Origin of the sequence: Pseudomonas sp. Xaverov 259 (genome assembly GCF_019352915.1) — a bacterium.
Taxonomy (GTDB): Bacteria; Pseudomonadota; Gammaproteobacteria; order Pseudomonadales; family Pseudomonadaceae; genus Aquipseudomonas.
This window is the reverse complement of record NZ_JAAAFV010000034.1, coordinates 20410-40781: the sequence shown is the minus strand read 5'-3', so window position 1 is coordinate 40781 and position 20372 is coordinate 20410. Positions and strand designations below refer to the sequence as shown.

The window sequence follows — 20372 nt, the reverse complement described above, 5'->3', positions numbered from 1 at the left end:
TCCATTGCTTAAACTAAGCCTGGCGCTTGATCCGTATACACACACCAAGTTCGACACCCTCAACCAGCACATCCGCAACACGGTGGTGTTGCCGGGGCAATTGGTGATCATCGGGGATAGCCGAACCGCCGCTTGCACCGCTGAAGAAGCACAGCTGATGCGATCGGCGCAAAATATAAAGCTCGCCCTGTTGGCGTACTCCGCAACCGACCAGTTCCTGATCAAAAACTATGATCAGGTGCAGGCTATCTTGAGCTATTCGTCCCTTGGCATCGGCAGTGCCAGCAGTGCATGGAGCAAGCATTTGGCGCAAGTTGAGAAGACTCTTATGGAAATCGAGGATTTGCATAAGCAGTATTTGAGCAAAGGCACCACTGGGGCGAGGGAGGAGTTTTTGGTTAAACGAAGGGCGCTGTTTGCCAGGTTGGACAGCCAAATCTCGGGCATGGCGCGCTTTGGTACGGGGTTGAGAAACGAAGGATCGATTAAAAAGATGTTGGGGATCTCCAGTAAAAGCTACTGGCACCACGGAGAAATTCGTGGGTATGAGGAAAGGGTCAAGCGTTTGGCCAAGGCCTCGCAAATATTGAAGAAAGGGACTTACATTGGCATCGCGTTGGATGTTGGAGCGACGGCATTGGAGATAACGGAGGCGTGTTCCACAGGGCGTGAGCAAGCGTGTACGCAGGCGAAGTATGTTGAAGGGGGTAAGTTGGTGTTGGGGGTGGGTGGCGCATCTGTGGGCGGGGCGTTTGGGGCGCCTATCGGTGTCGGCGCCTGCATGATTGTTTTTGGCATACCCACAGCAGGTGCCGGAGCGTTGGCATGTGCCATTGTCGGCGGTGCCGCAGGTGGATTTGCTGCAGGGAAAGCCGGAAGCTTCCTGGGAGAAGGCACAGGGAAGTTTCTCTATAGGGCGGTGGGGGATTAAATGGTCTTTGAATATATCGGCATGTGCGCTGGGGTCGTCATGATATTGAGCTTACCTCTGGTTTTTTGTGCCATGTTCAAAAAGCTCGACGCTGCAGAGCGCTACGTGGAGGGCAGTGCTTACATCACTGTGCACAGGGATATTTTTCGTCATGCACCCTTTGATGGAAGGCCCCAGCGGCTGGTGGCTATGGCTATCATCATTGTTATTCCAAGAATATTTCAGTGGAGGCGTTTAGTACGGGTTGAGGACGTTGAAAGAATCCCGCGATATCTCAAGTACTGGATGGTCATGCCGACACTGATTGCTTTCATATCCGTTACCGTCATGTGTATCAGTTGGCTATTGATATCACGCTAATTCCCCTGGGTTGTGGCGGCTCTCTGTCGCCTCCGGGGGCGCTCGGAAGCGGACTGGCGGAAAGCGCAGGCAAGTTTATCTACAAGACTGTGAGTAATTAAATGGCTTGGCTATATCTGGGCATGTGCTCCCTCATCCTCATGATGCTCAGCATTCCGCTCACTTTTTACGTGATGTTCAAAAAGCTCGATGCCGCAGAGCACTACGTGCAACACAGCGACTATGTAGTCGGGTACAGGCATATTTTCCGTAATGCTCATTTTGAGGGGCGGCACGTGCGTGTAGTCGCCATGGCTATCATCATTCTTATCCCTAAAGTGTTTCAGTGGCGGCATTTGGTACAGGTTGCGGACGTTGAAAAAATCCCACGACGTCTCAAGTTCTGGATGGTCATGCCGCCACTCGTAGCGGTTGTATCCATCATAGGAATGGCTATCAGCTGGTTCTTCATAGAAAACTAACCGCCCCACATTCCTGAACCTGGGCACCTAATGCCAGGCTCTCTATACTGGCCGTCCCAGGTTGCTAGTTCGAGCGCAGACTATGCCCGTCACACCCAATCAAAATTCCCCAATCATTTTGGTCCAGGCTCAAGAAAGTGACTTGGATGATCTGGTAGCCATTCGAATTGAGGCCATGCGCGAAAGCCTGGAGCGTGTTGGGCGATTTGATCCAGTGCGCGCGCGCGAGCGGTTTGTTAGCGGTTTTGAAGCTCACAACACACGCCACATCGAGGTAGCTGGCGAGCAGGTTGGTTTCGTAGTGGTCAAGCATCACCACAATGAACTCTTGCTCGACCATTTGTATGTAAGGCCGGGCGCGCAAGGATCAGGTGTAGGGTCTGCGGTGCTCAGTCAAATTTTCAAAGAGGCGGATGCAGCTGCGCTCCCCATTAAAGTGGGTGCTCTCAAAGACAGTGCGTCGAATCGCTTTTACATCCGCCATGGTTTCCAATTCATCGAAAGCAGTGAATTCGACCATTATTATGTTCGCCAGAGTGTTCCGGCGATTGGCCCAGCTTGCTAGCTGGACGCCTGATTGACGGCTAACACCCCCTTCGCCCTCGACCGCCAAGCAAACCCCACCACCATCAACAACCCCAACCCAGCCATCCCCGCCCCCGCCAGCGAAATCGCCGGATAGCCCCACCCGGCATTAATCACCACACCGCCCAACGCCGCCCCAATCGCATTGCCAAAATTAAACGCCCCAATATTCACCGCCGACGCCAGGTTAGGCGCGTCCTTGGCCGCCTCCATCACCCGCATCTGCAACGGCGGCACCAGGGCAAAGCTGGCCACGCCCCATATCAAGATGGCCACCGCCGCCGGCAACGGCCAGCGCATCAGCACGGTGAACGCCAGCAACACCACAATCAGCACGCTCAGCGACACGATCAAGGTGCGGTCTATCGAGCGATCCGCAGCCTTGCCGCCCCACAGGTTGCCGAGGGTCAGGCCAACGCCGAACAGCACGAGCATGGCGGTGATGTAGGCGGTGGAGGCGTGGGTTTCGCTGCTGAGAATCGGCGCGATGTAGGTGAACACGGTAAACATGGCGCCCGAGCCGATGACGGTGAGGGCCAGTGCGCCCAGCACCGGGCCGCGGCCCAGTACGCGGATTTCGGCCATCACGCTGACGTGTGGCGGCGCCTTGAGGTTGGGCAGGGCGAACCACAGTGCGGCCATGGCGACAACGCCGAGGCCGGTAATGCCCCAGAAGGCGGTGCGCCAGCCGAACAGTTCGCCGAACCAGGCGGCCAGCGGCACGCCGCCAATGGTCGCGAGGGTGAGGCCCATAAACATCGCGGCCACCGCGCCGGCGCGTTTCTCCGGGGCGACCACGCTGGCGGCGACCACGGAGCCCACGCCAAAGAATGCGCCGTGGTTCAGTGAGGTCACGACCCTGGCGATCATCAGGCTGTAATAGTCGGTGGCCAGGGCGGACATCAGGTTGCCCAGGGTGAAAATCGCCATCAGCCCGATCAGCAGGTAGCGCCGGGGGATCTTGCCGGTGGTCAGGGTCATCAGCGGCGCGCCGAGCAGCACGCCCATGGCGTAAGCACTGACCAACAGGCCTGCGGCAGGAATCGAGACGCCGAGGTCGGCGGCGATGCCCGGCAACATGCCCATGGGGGCGAATTCGGTGACGCCGATGCCAAAGGCACCCATGGCGAGTGCAACGAGGGGTGGATTGATACGCATGGAAGGCTCCTTATCTATGCCGCCAATGCTACGATCCAGCCTTTGAAGGCGGTAGATGGCGTTTTTGGCAATCACCTTTGCGTAAGAGGCACAAATGGACTTCAACGGCAGGTCAGGTGAGATGTTGGTGTTCGCCAGCGTGGCGCAGGAGGGCAGCCTGTCGGCGGCTGCGCGCGTGTTGGGGCTTACGCCGTCGGCGGTCAGCCGGATCATCGCGCGCGCCGAGCAACGCCTTGGCACGCGGCTGCTGTTGCGCACCACGCGGGCGATCACCTTTACCGCCGAGGGCGAGGCGTTCCTGCGCGGGGCGCGGCGTATCCTGGCCGATATGGACGAGGTGGAAGAAGCGATTGCCGACCAGGGCGTTCCGAAGGGCCGGTTGCGGGTCAGCGCCGCCCTGGGCCATGGGCGCATGACGATCGTGCCCTTGGTGGCCGCCTTCAGTGCGCGTTACCCGAACATCGTGGTCGACCTGACCCTGGGCGACGAAGTGGTCGACATTCTCGGCGGCCAGGCTGACGTGGCGATACGCTTTGGCCATCTGCCCGACAGCCCGCTGACCGCGCGCAGGCTCGGCGACACCGGCCAGGTGGTGGTGGCCTCGCCCGAGTACCTGCAGCGCCACGGCACCCCGCAGCAACCCGAAGACCTGCTGCGGCACAATTGCCTGCGTTTCAACTTTCGGCGTGCCGAACCCCACTGGCCGTTTAGGCGCGACGGCCAGGGGTTTTCTCTCAAGGTGAGCGGCAACATCGAATGCAGCAGTGGTGAAGCGCTGGCACAGCTTGCGCGTGTGGGGGCCGGTATTGCGCGTATCGGCGAGTTCACCGTCAGCGAAGACCTGCGGCGCGGCGAGCTGATACCGCTGCTGCAAGCCTGGAACCCCGGCGACGTTGAGCCGATTCACGCGGTGTTCGTCGGCGGCGCGGCCATGCCGGCGCGAGTGCGGTTGTTTGTGGACTTTTTGCTCGAGCATCATCAGCTATAAGCTCCGGCTTGCGGGCACTGTGAGGCGCGGAAATATGAACCGTTCTCGTGCGCATAATCTGTTGCTGCGCCGGTTTATAACTACTTGTATCCTTGCCCGCGAAACAGGGCGAATGGCTGCCGCTGGTGCCCAGGTCCACTGTCCGCTGTTATGGAAAACCGTGCTTGCCAAAGGTAGCAATGTGAAGCGTGATACCCACCTGGTTGTGCTTTTGCTGGCCGTTATCGGTTGCTCCCTGGGGTCATTGACGGTCTGGAAGGTGTTTGCCTCTCGAGATCGCGCCCTGCAGGAGGTGGACGTCCATGGCCTGAACCTTACCCAGGCGCTGTCGACTTATTCCGAAGGCATCGTGCGCCAAAGTGCGTTGCTGTTGCTCGGGCTTGTCGAGCGTCTGGAGACTGAGGGTAGCGGGCCTGCGCAGATTCAGCGGCTGAGTACGTTGATCAACCGCCAGCAGCCGCTGATGCCACAGCTCAGTGGTGTCACGATCTACGATCAACAGGGGCGCTGGTTGATGTCCTCCAACCGGCCGATTCCTGCGGGCGCCAACAGCACTGATCGCGCCTATTTCATTCATCACCGTGACGATCCTTCCCGCGAGATCTTTATCGGCCCGCCGATTGTCAGCCGGTCGAATCAGGAATGGGTGATGACCATCAGCCGGCGTTTCAATGATGCGCAGGGTACTTTTGCCGGTGTTGTGGCGGTGACCTTGGGCATCGAAAACTTCCTGCGCTTGTTTGGCAAGATCGACGTCGGGCAGGACGGCGCGATCGGCTTGTCGCATACCGACGGTACGCTGCTGGCGCGCTATCCGTTTCGCGAACAGGACATGGGGCGCAATTTTTCCACGTCGCCCATCTATGCCAAGTACCTGGTTGATCAGTCGGTCGGTACTGCGTCGTTTACTTCCAGCCTGGACGGCGTGGAGCGGCTTTACGCCTTCCGCCAGAGTGACCGGCTGCCGCTGATCACCACGGTGGCGCTGGGCAAGCGCGAAGCCCTCGCCGCGTGGCGCACCGAGGCACTGCTGTCGGCGGTGGTGGTGGCGGGGTTGCTGGGGCTTACCGGTCTTATCGGCTGGTTTTTGATCCTGGATATCCGTCGGCGCACCGAGGCGGAAGATCAGTTGCGTGAAACCCAGCAGCAGTTGCTCGCCTCCAACGGGCAGCTTGAGTTGCTAGCGATGAAGGATGCCCTCACGGGTTTGGCCAATCGCCGCTGCTTTGATGAGAGCCTCGCCAGGGAGGCGCTGCGCGCCAAGCGTGAGGGCACGACGTTGGCATTGCTGATGATCGATATCGACTACTTCAAGCGCTTTAACGACGCCTACGGGCATGTGGCGGGGGACGCCTGCCTGCAGACGGTTAGCAGGATTTTCGAGGCGTGCGTAAGGCGGCCGTCAGACCTGGTGGCGCGGTACGGCGGCGAAGAGATGGGAATTATCATGCCGGACACCGACAGGGACGGCGCCGCCGTGGTGGCCCTGCTGATTCTCGACCTGTTGAAGCAAGAAAACATCCTGCACAGCACCAGCCCGTTCGGGCGGTTGACGGCGAGCATCGGCATTGCGACTGCAACAGGTGTTCAGCTGGAGGATTTACAAGGGTTGATTGAGGTGGCGGATCAGGCGTTGTATCGCGCCAAGGCGGCGGGGCGGAACCAGTGTATGACGGGGCACTGGTGACAGGGGTTCACAATCGAACCCCTGTTGAACGAGACCAGCCCGCTTCAGTCAGCTAACTCAAACCCCACTTACCAACTTGCCACCGTCCATCCGGCGCTTGTACGCACTGTCCCGACTCGCCAGCCAGAAGTACAACGGTGACGTCACCACCAGCCCCACCACCCAGGACAAATCCGCCCCGTTGATGTGCTCGGAAATCGGCCCCACATACAGCGGCGTGTTCATGAACGGAATCTGCACTGCAATCCCGATCGCATACGCCAGCAGCGCCTGTGGGTTGTACTTGCCGTAGATGCCGCCATCCACGCGGAAGATCGAGGCAATGTCGTACTTGCCTTTGTGAATCGCGTAGAAGTCGATCAGGTTGATCGCCGTCCACGGCACCAGAACCACCAGCAGCACCAGTACCATGTCGACAAAATGGCCGATAAAGTCTTTGGAGGCGAACACGGCGGCGATGGCGCAGGCGGCCAGCACCAGCGTGGAGATCACCGCACGGCTTTTGGCGGTGGGGATCCAGCGGTAGGCGAAGGTCTGGATCAGGGTGATGATCGACAGCACGGCGCCGTAGAGGTTGAGGGCGTTGTGGCTGATCACGCTGAGCAGGAACAGCACCAGCATCAGCGGGCCGATGGCGCCGGTGGCGAGTTTGACCGCCTCCATGGTGTCCATTCCGACCGGGGTGGCGAGCACGGCGACGGCGCCGAAGATAAAGGCCAGGCTGGAGCCAAGGGCGGAGCCCAGGTAGGTGGTCCAGAAGGTCGACGCCACGGGTACGTCGGCCGGCAGGTAGCGCGAGTAGTCGGACACGTAGGGCGCAAAGGCGATCTGCCACAGTGCAGCCAGGGACACAGTCGCCAACCAGCCAGAGATATTGAAGCTGCCACGGGTCAGAAAATCAGTGGTCTGCACGTGAGTGAAGATGTAGCCGAAGCCCAGCACGATACCGGCACCGAGCACCCAGGTGCCGATGCGGTTGAGCACGTGGATAAAGCGGTAGCCGATGATGCCGATGATGCCGGAACCAATCGCACCAATCACGATGCCCACGGGCACCGGCACGCTGTCGACCACGCCGTGCAGGGATTTACCCGCCAGCACGATGTTGGAGGCGAAAAAGCCGATGTACATGACGCCGGCGATCACCACCACCAGCAAGGCGCCGAGGGAGCCGAACTGCGCGCGGCTCTGGATCATTTGCGGGATGCCCATTTGCGGGCCCTGGGCTGAGTGCAGCGCCATCAGCACGCCGCCGACCAAATGGCCAACGAGGATGGCGACGATGCCCCATACCAGGTTCAAGTGGAACAGCTGCACACCCAGCGCGCCGGTAACGATCGGCAACGGCGCGATGTTGCCGCCGAACCACAGGGTGAACAGGTCTCTTACCTTTCCATGGCGGTCTTCGGGGGGCACGTATCCGATCGTGTGTTTTTCGATAAGCGGGGCGGAGGATGTTGCAGTGCTGACCATGACGAGCTCCAAGGCAAGGTGAGTACGTTGACGTACTTCGCTGTGCGCAGCCAAGGCGGCGCTTTGTTGTTGGAGTGATCATCTGCAAAGGGCGCTGGGAGGTAAATTAGTAAGTTTGTTGCTATAGACCTTAAAAAATATAGCTCATCGGATTTTTTGCTCCGGTATGTTGCATGGTCTTGAATCAGTGTGAAAAAGCCGATTTTCACGCACTTGTTTGGGGCGAAGTCCCACGTTTCTGGAGGTCCCGATGGCTGCCTATAACCTGCGCCAGCTCAGATATTTTGTCACCACGGCCGAGTGCGGCAGTGTCGCCGAGGCGTCACGTAAGCTGTATATCGCCCAGCCGTCGGTTTCCACAGCGATCAAACAGCTCGAAGACAGCTTTGGCGTGCAGCTGTTTATCCGCCATCACGCCCAGGGCGTTTCGCTGACGCCCAGCGGCGCAAGGTTTTATCGCAAGGCGCTGGAATTGCTGCGGGTGGCCCATGAGTTCGAGCAAAACGCCCTGGCCGACAATGATGTGGTGGCGGGGCAGATCGATATCGGCTGCTTTGAGACGGTAGCGCCGTTGTACTTGCCGCGCTTGATCGCGGGGTTCAAGGCGCTCTGGCCGGGGGTGGAAATCCGCATTCGCGACGGCGAGCAGCAAGAACTGGTGCAGGCGCTGACGGCGGGTAGTATCGATGTGGCGATGCTGTTTGAGCACGACCTGGGCGGCACTATCGAAACCACGCCGTTGATGCCGCCGCAGCAGCCGTATGCGCTGTTGCCGGCCGATCACCGCTTTGCGCAACAAGCCAAGGTGTCGCTGGCGGACCTGGTGCTGGAACCCATGATTTTGCTGGATGTGCTGCCGAGCCGGACGTACTTCGTGAGCATCTTTGAAGAGCGTGGGTTAACGCCGAATATCGTGTTCAGCTCGCCGTCCATCGAGATGGTGCGCGGCATGGTGGGGCGCGGGTTTGGGTTTTCGATTCTGGTGACCAAGCCGTTTACCGAGTACACCTACGATGGGCAGAAGGTGGTGTGTGTGCCGCTGGCAGAAACGGTCACCGGCTCGGGGTTATCCGCCGTCTGGCTGCGGCGTGCGCCGTTGACCAAGCCGGTGCAGTTGTTTGTGGATTACTGCCGCGAAGAGCTCGCAAGGCTCCTTGGCTAAACTTGAAATACCATTTGATAAACACTGAAAATCAACTGTGGGAGCTGTGTGGCTCGTGCGAATGTGTTTGGCTTAGATGCGCATCAAGCCGAGCCTGCACAGCCATATGCCCAGGGCTCAGCACGCAACTGAGCCCGTGGCTGCTGGCTTAGTTGCACGGATTGTGAGGTTTACTCCACACCGACTGCGAGCTTGAAAAAAGGCTCTAACTTCAATGAGGCACTTTGGCTCTCGGAGCCCTGCCGGTCACTCCTGATTTCATTACGATAGGACACGTACCCCCACTGTGGCACCGATACGTCGGAGTCGGGTTTATTATCGCTTTTACCGATACCCGCTTGCTGCAGCGCCTGCTCGATGGCCTTCACCAACGCCTGTATTTTTCCCATGTGCTCGGGGCTATAGGTGCCATCAGTGCGATCTGGTTTGGCGTAGAGCGTGAACTGTGCGCCCTGGGATATTCGTGTGTCTCTCGGGTCGACACGGTTAACATCTGTGGCTTTCCAGCTATTGATCGGGCTGTCTTCTGAACTGATCAGTTTGCTGATGACGTCGAAGGCCTTGGGCATATCCTTTTGTGCGACGCTGATGTGAAACTTGTCGCCCACAGATGTTTGTTCTTCTTTTGCGGGTGTGCGTACGAACTTGATAAATGGGTACTTCTTCGCTATAGGCGCGTGGTTTTTGACGCGCCACCCCTGGAAGATTTCACCGTTGGATTGCTGGGCTACCTCATAGGTCGGCGCGCCATGGTTCGGTTTGAAGCGAACATTGGCGTGTTGCGCGACGTCTGCCTGACTCATGTTCTCCAAGCCGCCGGTATTGAAAGGATTTCCCAAGTTCTGCAGCCCGTTTCTGATGCCTGAGCTGATATAAGGTATATGGGCGGGTTCTGCTCGCATGAGGTTTACCTTCATCGTAAAGAGCGAGTAGTACTTGACTACTCCAGGTCTGGTACGTTTCGTACAAACGCGAAAAGTTGACACCTGTGTGGCGCTCAATACCCAATGAGTTCCCCTAAGCATTCGCAGAATTAGCGGCCTGAACACACAATAGAAAATGTGCGAGCTGCGCAACCTGCGCCTTACTCCGCCGGGCTGTAGACGCCATCAGCCTGGTCGGGTTTGACGAGGATTTCGAGTTTGGTCACTTCACCGTCGCCAGCTTCATTCGGGATATTGGTGTAAGTGACTTCGGGCGGTTTGACGTAAATGTGGGAGCTGGCTTGCCTGCGATAGCGATGGGTCAGCCTCAAATGTGCCACCTGATACACCGCCATCGCGGGCAAGCCCGGCTCCCACAGTTGAACTGTGGTGTTTGGTAGAGAGGTGGCTCAGGCGCGGATTGAGTCGAGCATGCGCGCCAGCATGGCATCACACCCAGCCAACTGTTCGAGGCTCACAAACTCATCCGGCTTATGCCCCTGGTCCATACTCCCCGGCCCGCACACCACCGTGGGTATGCCCACCGCATCAAACAACCCACCCTCAGTGCCAAACGCCACGGTGCCGAAATCCCGCGAGCCACTGAACGCTGCAATCAACTCCGCTGCCTGGCTGCGTTCATCGGTCACCAACCCCGGATACGCCGACAACTCGGTAAACCGAATCGCGCTCTGTTTACTCACCGCCTGCATACGCGGCAGCACCTGTTGCATGGCATAGGCTTGCAGCTCCTCAGCCACTTCACCCGGGTCCATCGACGGCAGCGCGCGTACTTCAAAATCAAAGCGGCAATCGGCGGGCACGATATTCAACGCCTTGCCGCCCGTAATCACCCCGGTCTGCACCGTGCTGAACGGCGGGTCAAACCGCGGGTCCTGTTGCTCGCGCAGGCGCTGGCCAATGCGCCCCAGCTCGCCAATCAACTCGGCGGCATGCTCAATCGCATTCACGCCATAGGGCGCATACGCCGAATGGCAGGCCTCGCCGTGCACATCACAGCGCATTGCCAGTTTGCCCTTGTGGCCGAGCACGGGTTTCAGCTCGGTCGGCTCGCCGATAATGCACAGCATCGGTTTGACCGGCCGTTGCTCCAGTACTGCGAGCAGCGAGCGCACACCCAGGCAACCGACTTCTTCGTCGTAAGACAGGGCGATATGCACCGGGATACGCAAATTGGCCTTTACCAGCTCAGGCACCAACGCCAGCACACAGGCGATATAACCCTTCATATCCGCCGTGCCGCGGCCAAACAGCTTGCCGTCGCGCTCGGTCAATTCAAACGGCGGTACAGTCCAGGGTTGGCCGTCCACCGGCACCACATCGGTGTGCCCCGACAGCACAATGCCCGGCAGTTGCAGCGGGCCGATGCTGGCGAACAGGTTGGCCTTGCTGCGTGCCTCGTTGTAGACCAGCTCGCACGCCACGCCGAAGCCTGCGAGGTAGTCGCGCACGAACTCGATCAACTGCAGGTTGGACTCGCGGCTGGTGGTATCAAAGCCCACCAGCGTTTGCAGCAGTTCGCGGCTGCGGCTCATCGCTCGTCTCCGGCCACGCCGTAGCCCGGTGAGCGGTCGGGGGCGAGGGCGCGGTCGATGTAATCCTGCACTTGCGGGCGGTAGGCGTCCCAGAGCGTTTGCAGCTCGGCGATGGGCTGCTCATCGGCCCAGTCCACGCGCAGGTTGATGATCGGCCAGGTCAGCTCGCCAACCACCACCAGCGCGGCGGAATGCACCGGCCCGGCTTCGCCACCGGCTTCGATGGCGGCGTGCATCGCCGCCAGCAAGCGATCGGCGAGCTGGCCTTCGGCGTGTTCGAAGGCGTGTACCATCGCCTCGATCACCGCACGGTCGGCGAGCATATTGCCCGCCGCCACACACTGTTCGCCCGACACGGCATGGTGGGTGCCAAGGGTTTCGCTGCCGCTGAAATGCACGCTGCGGCCCAGGTGATCAATCGCCGTCAGTTGTCGGTATTGGCTGTAGCCGTTGCTTGTCAGGGCTTTGTCGACGGCGGCCGCCGGGTCGAGGCCTTGTTCCAGCAGGTCGAGCACGTCCGGGCCGAGGGCCGGCAACGTGATGTTCTGGGTCGACACTGCGCCCACACCGGGCCGCAGCCATGGGCAGCGGGCGCCCACGGCGATGCTCGAGGAGCTGATGGCGATGCCGAGCTGGCCGGTGTCCGCGCAACGGGCGACGATTGAAAAGGTCATGGGCAGCTCCTTATTCGGGGATCACGGCGATCACATCAATTTCCATCAGCCACTGTGGCTGGCCCAGGGCCGAGACCACCAGCCCGGTGGAGATCGGGAACACGCCCTTGAGCCACTTGCCGACTTCCTGGTACACCGGCTCACGGTAGCGCGGGTCGATCAGGTAAGTAGTGGTTTTTACAATATGGCTCAGGTCGGAACCGGCTTCTTCGAGCAGTTGCTTGACGTTTTTCATCGCTTGCTCTGCCTGGGCGCGCGGGTCGCCAAGGCCAATCAGCTTGCCGTCGAAATCGGTGCCCACCTGGCCGCGCACATACACGGTGTTGCCGGCACGCACGGCCTGGCACAGGTCGTTGTCCAGGCTCTGGTTAGGGTAGGTTTCCTTGGTGTTGAACATGCGGATGCGAGTATGAGTAGGCATCAAAAAAACTCCGAAAAAAGTGCTCAGGCAATGACAGGCGATTTTTGCGCAACCGGTGCGGGCTCACGGTATTCAAGGTATTGGCGCTGGATGGCGATGTGGTCGGCCACGTACTTGGCGTCATGCCAAACGCCCCAGATAAACGACGAACCCCGGCGCGACTGCCACGGCAAACCGAGGAAGTAGATGCCCGACTCGCTGGCCACACCGCGCTGGTGCTGCGGCTTGCCGGCGGCGTCAAACGCATCGACTTTCAGCCAGCTGTAGTCCACGGCAAACCCGGTGGCCCAGATGATCGAAGTGATACCGGCCTTGGCCAGGTCCAGTTCCAGGATCGGGTTTTTGATGCACTCGGCATCCGCGAACACGCGGCGCGCTTCGGGTTCCAGCGGCAGGTCGAGGCCATTGCGCTCGATGTAGGCGTCCGCCGCATCCAGCAAGGCCAGGTAGTTCTCATCGCCACGGGCCAGGTTTTCAACTAGGTTGGCTTGGAAGCGCGCGACGCTACCGTCGAAGGCTTGGGTGAGGCCAACCAGGGTCATGCCTTGCTGTGCCAGCTCACGAAAGTCGATGGTCTTGCCGCCGTGGGCGCCACTCACGGCAATGGTCACGTGCTCGCGGCCGGGCTTCATTGCGGCCTGGTCCCACTCGCCCAACACGCCCAGCCACCAGCAGAAATCGCGGTTGCGATAGGCACGCGGCGGGCGGTCGTGGGCACCGACCGACAGGTACACCTGGCGCCCGGAGCGCTGCAGCTCATCGGCAATTTGCACGCCGGATGAACCGGCGCCCACCACCAGCACGGCGCCGGCGGGCAGTTGTGCGGGGTTGCGGTAGTCGGCGGAGTGGATCTGGTGCAGCGCGCTGTCTTCAGGCGCGATGGCCGGGATCACCGGCTTCTGGAACGGCCCGGTGGCGGCGACCACGCGGTTGGCTTCGATCACGCCTTCGCTGGTGTGCACGGTAAAGCCTGGGCGGCCGACGTTACGCACCACGGACGTCACGTCCACGCCGGTGCGGATCGGCGCGTTGAACTTGCGGGCATAGGCTTCGAAGTAATCGGCCACGCGTTCTTTTGGCGCGAAACCGTCGGCGGCGACGTCGTCAAATGCCAGGCCAGGGAAGCGGTCATGCCAGGCCGGGCCGTTGGCGACCAGCGAATCCCAGCGCCCGGTGCGCCAGCGCTCGGCGATACGGCTGCGCTCCAGCACCAGGTGCGGCACGCCTTGCTTGCTCAGGTGCTCGCTCATGGCCACACCGGCCTGACCGGCTCCCACTACCAGCGTGTCTGTTTTTGTTATGGCTTGAGTCATGTGTCTGTCCTTGCGTAATGCAGTTGGATTCAGCTTGGGCATGGCTTCAAGGCTAGGGGGAGGGCGATTTTTAATAAAATATTATTAAGCTTTGGAGTGAGCATAAATATCGGATGCAAGCTCACCCTAACGGGTGATTTCGAGGACGCGGCGGGTGTGTGACCATCCTTGCAGTTCTTTGAGCGAGGCTTCGACGTGGAAAACGACCGGCTTTCTTCTGCGCAATGGTTTGAACAGATGGCCCAGGTGACCGATAACATCGGGCAATCGGGGTTCGCTGCCGCCTTGTTCGATGCCCTCGGGTATGTGCAGCCGATACAGGCCACGACGCTGTATTTTTACCCGCGTGGCGGCATGCCCAGTGCCCTGTTCGAGTTGGACGGGCCGTGGTTGCCGCAAGGTAATGTGCGTCAGTACTTGTCGGGTTTTTACTTGCTGGACCCGTTTTACGACGCCTGCGTGGAAGACGTCAGCTCAGGCTGTTATGCCTTGGCCGACGTTGCGCCTGACCACTTTGAGCTGAGCGAATACTTCCAGTCGTTCTACCGGCACTCTCAGCTTGAAGACGAGCTCAATTACATCCTGCAATCGAGTAAAGGCTCCAGCCTGGCGGTGTCCCTGGCGTTTACGCAAAAGCTCGACGCCGCCACCACCGCACAATTCAAGCGCATAGCCCCTTGGGTATTGGCCGTGCTGGGCAAGCATTTTGTCGGCCTGGATGCCCAAGGGGCACGCTTCGAAAACCTGTTGGAGCAACGCATTCACGCAGCGCTGAACAACTTCGGCTCGTCGATCCTGACCGAGCGTGAATGCCGCATTGCTCAACTGATTTTGCGCGGGCATTCCACCCGCTCGCTGGCCGAGCGCCTTGAGGTGTCTGAAGACACCATCAAGTCCCACCGCAAACACATCTACACCAAGCTCGATATCGGCACGCAGTCGGAACTGTTTGCGTTGTTTATCGACTCGCTCGCCGAAGCCCAGGGCGTGCTGAGCAAAGACCCGCTTGAAAGTTACATGAGCAAGCACCGCTGAGCGGCCTTGCTAGCCCTTGCGTCACGACCAATAAGAGAGAAAAGCCATGAATCTACCCGCCCAAATCAACCGTCGCACCGAGGATTACCAGCAGTCTGATGCGGCCCACCATATCCATGGGTTTGTCGACCAGAAGGCGCTGAACGCCGAAGGCCCGCGTGTGATGGTGCGCGGCGAGGGTTTGTACCTGTGGGACAGCGAAGGCAAGCGTTACCTGGACGGCATGTCCGGCCTGTGGTGTACCCAACTGGGCTATGGCCGCCGCGATCTGACCGCCGCCGCCGCCGCGCAGATGGACCAGCTGGCGTACTACAACATGTTCTTTCACACCACTCACCCGGCGGTGATCGAGCTGTCGGAGCTGTTGTTCAGCCTGTTGCCGGGGCATTACAGCCACGTGATCTACACCAACTCTGGCTCCGAGGCCAACGAGGTGTTGATCCGTACCGTGCGCCGTTATTGGCAAGTGGTCGGTCAGCCGCAGAAGAAAATCATGATCGGCCGTTGGAACGGCTATCACGGCTCAACCCTGGCTGCGTCTGCGCTGGGCGGCATGAAGTTCATGCACGACATGGGCGGCATGATTCCCGACGTCGCACACATTGACGAGCCGTATTGGTTTGCCCATGGCGGCGAGCTGACACCGGCCGAATTTGGCCGTCGTTGCGCGCTGCAACTGGAAGAAAAGATTCTGGAGCTGGGCGCCGAAAACGTCGCCGGTTTTATCGCCGAGCCGTTCCAGGGCGCGGGCGGCATGATCTTCCCACCAGAAAGCTACTGGCCCGAAATCCAGCGTATTTGCCGCCAATACGATGTGCTGCTGTGCGCCGATGAGGTGATTGGTGGTTTTGGCCGTACCGGCGAGTGGTTCGCCCACCAACATTTCGGCTTTGAACCGGACACCTTGTCGATTGCCAAGGGCCTGACCTCCGGCTACTTGCCCATGGGTGGCCTGGTGCTGAGCAAGCGCATCGCCGAGGCGCTGGTGGAGCAGGGCGGTGTGTTCGCCCACGGGCTGACCTATTCCGGCCACCCGGTGGCGGCGGCGGTGGCACTGGCCAACCTCAAGGCGCTGCGCGATGAAGGCATCGTGCGCCAGGTCAAGGACGATACCGGGCCGTACTTGCAGCAATTGCTGCACGAGGTGTTCGGCAACCACCCAATGGTCGGTGAGATCCAGGGCACGGGCCTGCTCGGGGCGTTGCAGTTCGTCGAAGACAAGGCCACGCGCAAACGCTTCGCCAACGAAAACGACCTGGCCTGGCAGTGCCGCACCTTTGGCTTCGAAGAGGGCGTGATCATCCGCTCGACCCTGGGCCGCATGATCATGGCGCCGGCCCTGGTGGCCACGCGTGCAGAGCTGGATGAGCTGGTCGACAAGACCCGCATTGCAGTAGACCGCACCGCACGGATCGCGGGAAAACTCTGAAGTGACCTGCCCATCACCCCAGGTGCGGGGTGGCGGGCAACCTCCATCAGACACGGCTTGAACGGCAGCGAGCTCATCGACTGCCGCGATGGCCTGCATCCCTCTTTCCAGGAGTCACCCATGAATACAATAACAAGCGTGGCCGAAACTCCCTCCCATCACACTTCACCCAAAACCGCTTCAACGCGCCGCTTTCGCCAGCCGCTCGGGCTGGTCGGGCTGGTGCTGTTCGGCCTGGCCTACATGGTGCCGCTGGCGGTGTTTACCACCTATGGGCTGGTCACGCAGATGACCAAGGGGCACTTGCCGACCGCCTATATGCTGACCCTGGCGGCCATGCTGCTGACCGCCTATAGCTATGGGCGCATGGTTCAGGCGCATCCGTTTTCCGGCTCGGTTTACTCCTATACACGCAAGGCGTTCGGTGCGTATTTCGGATTTATAGCCGGTTGGACCTTGCTACTCGACTACATCTTTTTGCCGCTGCTCAGTTATTTGTTGATCGGCATCTACATGTCCGAGTACTTCCCAGGTGTGCCCACCGCCGTGTGGGTGCTCGGCTCGATTGCGCTGGTGACCACGCTGAACCTGGTGGGCATCGAGTCCATCACTCGGGTCAACTGGGTCCTCATCGTGGCCCAGTTGGTGTTCATCGTGGTGTTCGTGGCGCTGTCGGTGCACAACCTCAACGGGCAGGCGGCGCCCGTTTCATTGCTGGCGCCATTCCATCATGAAGGTTTCAGCGCCCCGTTGATCATGGCCGGTGCGGCGGTGCTGTGTTTGTCGTTCCTGGGCTTCGATGCGGTGTCGACCATGGCCGAGGAAACACCCAACCCGCGCCGCACCATTCCGTTGGCGATCATGGTGGTGTCGCTGTTTGGCGGCTTGCTGTTTTTGCTGGTGTCGTATTTCGCGCAAATGGTCTTCCCGGAATGGAACACCTTCGCCGACCCGGATTCGGCCTCGGTGGATGTGATGCGCCGGGTCGGTGGCGAGGTGCTGGTGACGGCGTTTACCGCCACTTATGTGGCCGGCTGTTTCGCCTCGGCGATGGTCTCCCAGGCCAGTGTGTCGCGGGTGTTGTTCGCCATGGGCCGTGACGGCGCGCTGCCTCGCGTGCTCGGCAAGCTGGTGACGAAAAAACGCGTGCCGGCCACCGCGATTGTGCTGGTCAGCCTGTTCTCGTTGATTGCGCTGTTTATCACCCTGGACACGGTGGCCAACATGATCAGCTTTGGCGCGCTGTTCGCGTTCTCGGCGGTGAACCTGGCGGTGATCAAGCATTACGTGGTCGACCAGCAATTACGCGGCACCAGGAACTACCTGCTGTATGCCGCACTGCCGGCGCTGGGGTTCCTTAGCACTATTTGGCTGTGGACCAGCCTGTCGAGCCTGTCCTTCACCATCGGCCTGTGCTGGATGGGGGTTGGCCTGATTTGTTTGCTGGGCATCACGCGCGGTTTGCGCGTGAAGATGCCCGAATTGCAGATCGCAGAATAAAACCTTCACCTGTCCATCCACCTTGATTGGGAGTACACCGTGTTCGACCTTAATTACTGGCAACAACGCGTTGCCCGCCAGACCTTCATCGACACCGCCTTGATCGGTGGCCGGCCCGTGAGCGCAGCCAGCGGGGCGACTTTTGATGCAATCAACCCAGCCACCCATCAGTTGCTGGCGCGTGTGGCCGCCTGTGGTGACGCAGAAGTAGACCTCGCCGTGCGCAGCGCCCGCCAGGCCTTCGACACCGGCCCTTGGCGGCGTATGCCGCCGGTGGAACGCAAGAGAATCCTGATCAGGCTCTCCGAGCTGCTGATGACTCACCGCGAAGAGCTGGCGCTCCTGGATTCGCTGAACATGGGCAAGCCGGTGATGGATGCCTACAACATTGATGTGCCCGGCGCCGCGAATGTATTCGCCTGGTACGGTGAGGCGCTGGACAAACTCTACGATCAAGTCGCGCCCACCGCGCACAACGCACTGGCGACCATCACCCGTGAAGCATTGGGCGTCGTTGCGGCGGTGGTGCCGTGGAATTTCCCACTCGACATGGCGGCCTGGAAGCTCGCACCGGCGTTGGCGGCCGGCAACAGCGTGGTGCTCAAACCGGCCGAGCAGTCGCCCTTTTCGGCCTTGCGCCTGGCGCAACTGGCCCTGGAAGCGGGTCTCCCGCAAGGGGTTTTGAATGTGGTGCCGGGCCTCGGCGAAACTGCCGGCAAGGCGCTGGGGCTGCACCCTGACGTGGATTGCCTGGTGTTCACCGGCTCCACGCAAGTCGGCAAGTATTTTATGCAGTACTCGGCGCAGTCCAACTTGAAGCAGGTATGGCTGGAGTGTGGCGGCAAGAGCGCGAACCTGGTGTTTGACGACTGCCAGGACCTGGACCTGGCGGCCGAGAAAGCCGCTTTCGGGATCTTCTTCAACCAGGGCGAAGTGTGCTCGGCCAACTCGCGGCTGTATGTGCAGCGCTCTATCCATGACGAGTTCGTTGAGCGTGTGATTGCCAAGGCGCGTGCCTGGATGCCGGGTGATCCACTGGACCCTGGCAGCGCTGCCGGTGCGATTGTCGACAGTGAGCAAACCGCCCGCATCATGGGGGCGATCCATCAGGCCCAGGGCGAGGGCGCCAGGCTGCTGGCGGGTGGCGAGCAGGTGATCATCAATGGCTCCTCCAACTTCATCCAGCCGACGATTTTCAGCGAGGTGACCGGCAACATGCAGATCTCGCGCGATGAAGTGTTTGGCCCGGTGTTGGCGATCAGCGCCTTTGACACCGAAGAGCAAGCGATACAGCAGGCCAATGACAGCGTCTACGGGCTGGCGGCCTCGGTATGGAGTGATAACCTCAACCGTGCGCATCGGGTGGCGCGTGCTTTGAATGTCGGCACCGTCTCGGTCAACACCGTCGATGCCCTGGATGTCGCGGTGCCGTTCGGCGGTGGCAAGCAATCCGGGTTCGGGCGCGATTTGTCACTGCACTCATTCGACAAGTACACGCAGCTGAAAACCACCTGGTTTGCGTTGCGATAGCCAACCTTGTCAGCCGGTCGTGTATTCAAAGGTGCACGGGCGGCACGGATGCAGGCAAACTGGCGCGTCACTCAGAGGCTTGTTATCACCATGGTCAATATCCGCGTTATGCAAGCCGGCGACTACGACGCCGTACTCCAACTGATGCAAAACACGCCTGGCATTTCCCTGCGTGACGCCGACTCCCGCGAGGCCACAGAGCGCTACCTGGCCCGCAACCCACAGATGAGTTTTGTCGCCGAAGCCGAAGGCCGCGTGATCGCCTGCGTGATGTGCGGCCATGATGGCAGGCGCGGCTACCTGCAACACCTGCTGGTGCTACCGGACTACCGCCGCCAAGGCATCGCCCAAGCGTTGGTCGAGCGCTGCCTCACTGCGCTGGAGCAACTGGGCATCCACAAATGCCACCTCGACGTGTTCAAGACCAACACCCATGCCGCCGAGTATTGGCAAGGCCAGGGCTGGAAGTTACGCACGGATATCGACCGTTATTCATTCACCCGTGAGGGCAATGAAAACGCCTAGAACTCCCCGGAATACTTGACCGCCGCCGCCGCGCGCGAAGGCACTTTCAAGCTGCGTAGCAACGACGACACATGGATGCGCACGGTGAACGGCGAGATCGCCAGGGCCTTGGCGATTTCCTTGTTGGTCTTGCCTTGGGCGATCAGGCGCAGCACTTCCTGCTGGCGCGCGGTGAGATTGTGGGTGCCCAGCGGCAGCAGGCCGGAGGGAGAGAACTTGACCAGCACTTCGCCTTCGCGGATCGCCAACAGGGCCTGGCCGATTTCATCGGGGGTGATGTTCTTGCCGATAAAGCCATCGGCGCCCAGGGCCATGACCTGATCGATCAGCGCCGGGTCATCGACCATCGACACCACGATCAAGGTGGTGCGCCGCAGTTGCTGACGCAGGTCGGCCAGTTGGTTCATGCTGGTCAGTCCCGGGAAGCGCAGGTCGAGGATCAGCGTGTCGATATCGCCACCCTCGCGGATCAGCGCCTGCACCGCGTCGAGGTCGCCGGCTTCTTGTACCGCGGCCTCGGGCAACAGGCGCTGCACGGTGCGCAGCATGCCTTCGCGAAACATCGGGTGGTCGTCGGCTATGATGATTCGGCCGGTCATGGCGTGCTCCTTCCTGGGGCATGGATGTGCGTTGGCATGCTACTTTAGCACCGCGTCACAGG

Annotated in this window: 20 protein-coding genes; 11 read left to right on the top strand and 9 right to left on the bottom strand. The window is 60.3% G+C overall.

The window, feature by feature from the left end:
- From K0H48_RS16235 to K0H48_RS16225, 3 genes are all read left to right on the top strand, one after another.
- Nucleotides 1–931, top strand: a 931-nt coding sequence (locus tag K0H48_RS16235; RefSeq protein WP_219268241.1) for a hypothetical protein, incomplete at its 5' end; no start/stop codon positions are given.
- A gap of 461 nt (nucleotides 932–1392) precedes the next feature.
- Nucleotides 1393–1752: a hypothetical protein gene (locus tag K0H48_RS16230; RefSeq protein WP_219268240.1), complete on the top strand. Its 360-nt coding sequence runs from the start codon at nucleotides 1393–1395 to the stop codon at nucleotides 1750–1752.
- Between the two features lie 82 nt (nucleotides 1753–1834).
- Nucleotides 1835–2317 carry a GNAT family N-acetyltransferase gene (locus tag K0H48_RS16225; RefSeq protein WP_219268239.1) on the top strand — a complete coding sequence of 161 codons (483 nt, stop codon included), beginning with the start codon at nucleotides 1835–1837 and terminating at the stop codon, nucleotides 2315–2317.
- Here the strand turns inward: K0H48_RS16225 and K0H48_RS16220 are convergent.
- On the bottom strand, nucleotides 2314–3495 hold the full coding sequence (locus K0H48_RS16220; RefSeq protein WP_219268238.1) for an MFS transporter: 1182 nt from the start codon (nucleotides 3493–3495) through the stop codon (nucleotides 2314–2316). The two genes, K0H48_RS16225 and K0H48_RS16220, sit on opposite strands and share 4 nt — an antisense overlap.
- Nucleotides 3496–3589: 94 nt before the next feature.
- Here K0H48_RS16220 and K0H48_RS16215 point away from each other — a divergent pair, with 94 nt between their 5' ends.
- Nucleotides 3590–4483 (top strand): LysR family transcriptional regulator, encoded by an 894-nt coding sequence (locus tag K0H48_RS16215; RefSeq protein ID WP_219268237.1) that lies wholly within the window; start codon nucleotides 3590–3592, stop codon nucleotides 4481–4483.
- Between the two features lie 181 nt (nucleotides 4484–4664).
- On the top strand, nucleotides 4665–6170 hold the full coding sequence (locus K0H48_RS16210) for a sensor domain-containing diguanylate cyclase (RefSeq protein ID WP_219268236.1): 1506 nt from the start codon (nucleotides 4665–4667) through the stop codon (nucleotides 6168–6170).
- 57 nt (nucleotides 6171–6227) lie between these two features.
- Here the strand turns inward: K0H48_RS16210 and K0H48_RS16205 are convergent, their stop codons facing one another.
- Nucleotides 6228–7643 (bottom strand): cytosine permease, encoded by a 1416-nt coding sequence (locus K0H48_RS16205; RefSeq protein WP_219268235.1) that lies wholly within the window; start codon nucleotides 7641–7643, stop codon nucleotides 6228–6230.
- 250 nt (nucleotides 7644–7893) lie between these two features.
- Here K0H48_RS16205 and K0H48_RS16200 point away from each other — a divergent pair, with 250 nt between their 5' ends.
- Nucleotides 7894–8805, top strand: coding sequence for a LysR substrate-binding domain-containing protein (locus K0H48_RS16200; protein ID WP_010171799.1), 912 nt, complete (start codon nucleotides 7894–7896; stop codon nucleotides 8803–8805).
- A gap of 170 nt (nucleotides 8806–8975) precedes the next feature.
- Here K0H48_RS16200 and K0H48_RS16195 read toward each other — a convergent pair whose 3' ends face one another.
- The 6 genes from K0H48_RS16195 to K0H48_RS16170 form a co-directional block, all read right to left on the bottom strand.
- A complete protein-coding gene (locus K0H48_RS16195) occupies nucleotides 8976–9707 on the bottom strand; it encodes a type III effector (protein ID WP_257626990.1) in 732 nt (243 codons plus the stop codon).
- A gap of 182 nt (nucleotides 9708–9889) precedes the next feature.
- On the bottom strand, nucleotides 9890–10060 hold the full coding sequence (locus K0H48_RS16190; RefSeq protein WP_219268234.1) for a hypothetical protein: 171 nt from the start codon (nucleotides 10058–10060) through the stop codon (nucleotides 9890–9892).
- A 78-nt stretch (nucleotides 10061–10138) separates the two neighbouring features.
- Nucleotides 10139–11284, bottom strand: coding sequence for an acetylornithine deacetylase (argE, locus tag K0H48_RS16185; RefSeq protein WP_219268233.1), 1146 nt, complete (start codon nucleotides 11282–11284; stop codon nucleotides 10139–10141).
- On the bottom strand, nucleotides 11281–11958 hold the full coding sequence (locus tag K0H48_RS16180; RefSeq protein WP_219268232.1) for a DUF1028 domain-containing protein: 678 nt from the start codon (nucleotides 11956–11958) through the stop codon (nucleotides 11281–11283). Before K0H48_RS16180 ends, argE begins: the two co-directional genes overlap by 4 nt.
- Nucleotides 11959–11968: 10 nt before the next feature.
- A complete protein-coding gene (locus K0H48_RS16175) occupies nucleotides 11969–12379 on the bottom strand; it encodes a RidA family protein (RefSeq protein WP_058421954.1) in 411 nt (136 codons plus the stop codon).
- A gap of 23 nt (nucleotides 12380–12402) precedes the next feature.
- Entirely contained in the window at nucleotides 12403–13692 is a 1290-nt protein-coding gene (locus K0H48_RS16170) for an NAD(P)/FAD-dependent oxidoreductase (protein WP_219268231.1), read from the bottom strand.
- A 195-nt stretch (nucleotides 13693–13887) separates the two neighbouring features.
- On the opposite strand from K0H48_RS16170, the gene K0H48_RS16165 reads away from it, so the two are divergent.
- The 5 genes from K0H48_RS16165 (at nucleotide 13888) to K0H48_RS16145 (ending at nucleotide 19711) form a co-directional block, all read left to right on the top strand.
- Nucleotides 13888–14727 carry a helix-turn-helix transcriptional regulator gene (locus K0H48_RS16165; RefSeq protein WP_219268230.1) on the top strand — a complete coding sequence of 280 codons (840 nt, stop codon included), beginning with the start codon at nucleotides 13888–13890 and terminating at the stop codon, nucleotides 14725–14727.
- A gap of 46 nt (nucleotides 14728–14773) precedes the next feature.
- Nucleotides 14774–16156 carry an aspartate aminotransferase family protein gene (locus K0H48_RS16160; protein ID WP_219268229.1) on the top strand — a complete coding sequence of 461 codons (1383 nt, stop codon included), beginning with the start codon at nucleotides 14774–14776 and terminating at the stop codon, nucleotides 16154–16156.
- Nucleotides 16157–16276: 120 nt separating this feature from the next.
- On the top strand, nucleotides 16277–17656 hold the full coding sequence (locus tag K0H48_RS16155; RefSeq protein ID WP_219268228.1) for an APC family permease: 1380 nt from the start codon (nucleotides 16277–16279) through the stop codon (nucleotides 17654–17656).
- 39 nt (nucleotides 17657–17695) lie between these two features.
- Nucleotides 17696–19186, top strand: a complete 1491-nt coding sequence (locus tag K0H48_RS16150; protein WP_219268227.1) for an aldehyde dehydrogenase — start codon at nucleotides 17696–17698, stop codon at nucleotides 19184–19186.
- 90 nt (nucleotides 19187–19276) lie between these two features.
- Entirely contained in the window at nucleotides 19277–19711 is a 435-nt protein-coding gene (locus tag K0H48_RS16145) for a GNAT family N-acetyltransferase (RefSeq protein ID WP_219268226.1), read from the top strand.
- Here the strand turns inward: K0H48_RS16145 and K0H48_RS16140 are convergent.
- Nucleotides 19708–20310, bottom strand: a complete 603-nt coding sequence (locus tag K0H48_RS16140; RefSeq protein ID WP_219268225.1) for a response regulator transcription factor — start codon at nucleotides 20308–20310, stop codon at nucleotides 19708–19710. The genes K0H48_RS16145 and K0H48_RS16140 overlap by 4 nt on opposite strands.
- Nucleotides 20311–20372: the final 62 nt, after the last annotated feature.

Bases quoted from the DNA above. Each gene is read 5' to 3' on its own strand.
- K0H48_RS16160 (WP_219268229.1), top strand. From the start codon at position 14,774: ATGAATCTACCCGCCCAAATCAACCGTCGCACCGAGGATTACCAGCAG.
- K0H48_RS16200 (WP_010171799.1), top strand. From the start codon at position 7,894: ATGGCTGCCTATAACCTGCGCCAGCTCAGATATTTTGTCACCACGGCC.
- K0H48_RS16230 (WP_219268240.1), top strand. From the start codon at position 1,393: ATGGCTTGGCTATATCTGGGCATGTGCTCCCTCATCCTCATGATGCTC.
- K0H48_RS16145 (WP_219268226.1), top strand. From the start codon at position 19,277: ATGGTCAATATCCGCGTTATGCAAGCCGGCGACTACGACGCCGTACTC.
- K0H48_RS16155 (WP_219268228.1), top strand. From the start codon at position 16,277: ATGAATACAATAACAAGCGTGGCCGAAACTCCCTCCCATCACACTTCA.
- K0H48_RS16140 (WP_219268225.1), bottom strand. From the start codon at position 20,310: ATGACCGGCCGAATCATCATAGCCGACGACCACCCGATGTTTCGCGAA.
- K0H48_RS16170 (WP_219268231.1), bottom strand. From the start codon at position 13,692: ATGACTCAAGCCATAACAAAAACAGACACGCTGGTAGTGGGAGCCGGT.
- K0H48_RS16225 (WP_219268239.1), top strand. From the start codon at position 1,835: ATGCCCGTCACACCCAATCAAAATTCCCCAATCATTTTGGTCCAGGCT.
- K0H48_RS16180 (WP_219268232.1), bottom strand. From the start codon at position 11,958: ATGACCTTTTCAATCGTCGCCCGTTGCGCGGACACCGGCCAGCTCGGC.
- K0H48_RS16195 (WP_257626990.1), bottom strand. From the start codon at position 9,707: ATGCGAGCAGAACCCGCCCATATACCTTATATCAGCTCAGGCATCAGA.
- K0H48_RS16175 (WP_058421954.1), bottom strand. From the start codon at position 12,379: ATGCCTACTCATACTCGCATCCGCATGTTCAACACCAAGGAAACCTAC.
- K0H48_RS16220 (WP_219268238.1), bottom strand. From the start codon at position 3,495: ATGCGTATCAATCCACCCCTCGTTGCACTCGCCATGGGTGCCTTTGGC.
- argE (WP_219268233.1), bottom strand. From the start codon at position 11,284: ATGAGCCGCAGCCGCGAACTGCTGCAAACGCTGGTGGGCTTTGATACC.
- K0H48_RS16205 (WP_219268235.1), bottom strand. From the start codon at position 7,643: ATGGTCAGCACTGCAACATCCTCCGCCCCGCTTATCGAAAAACACACG.
- K0H48_RS16215 (WP_219268237.1), top strand. From the start codon at position 3,590: ATGGACTTCAACGGCAGGTCAGGTGAGATGTTGGTGTTCGCCAGCGTG.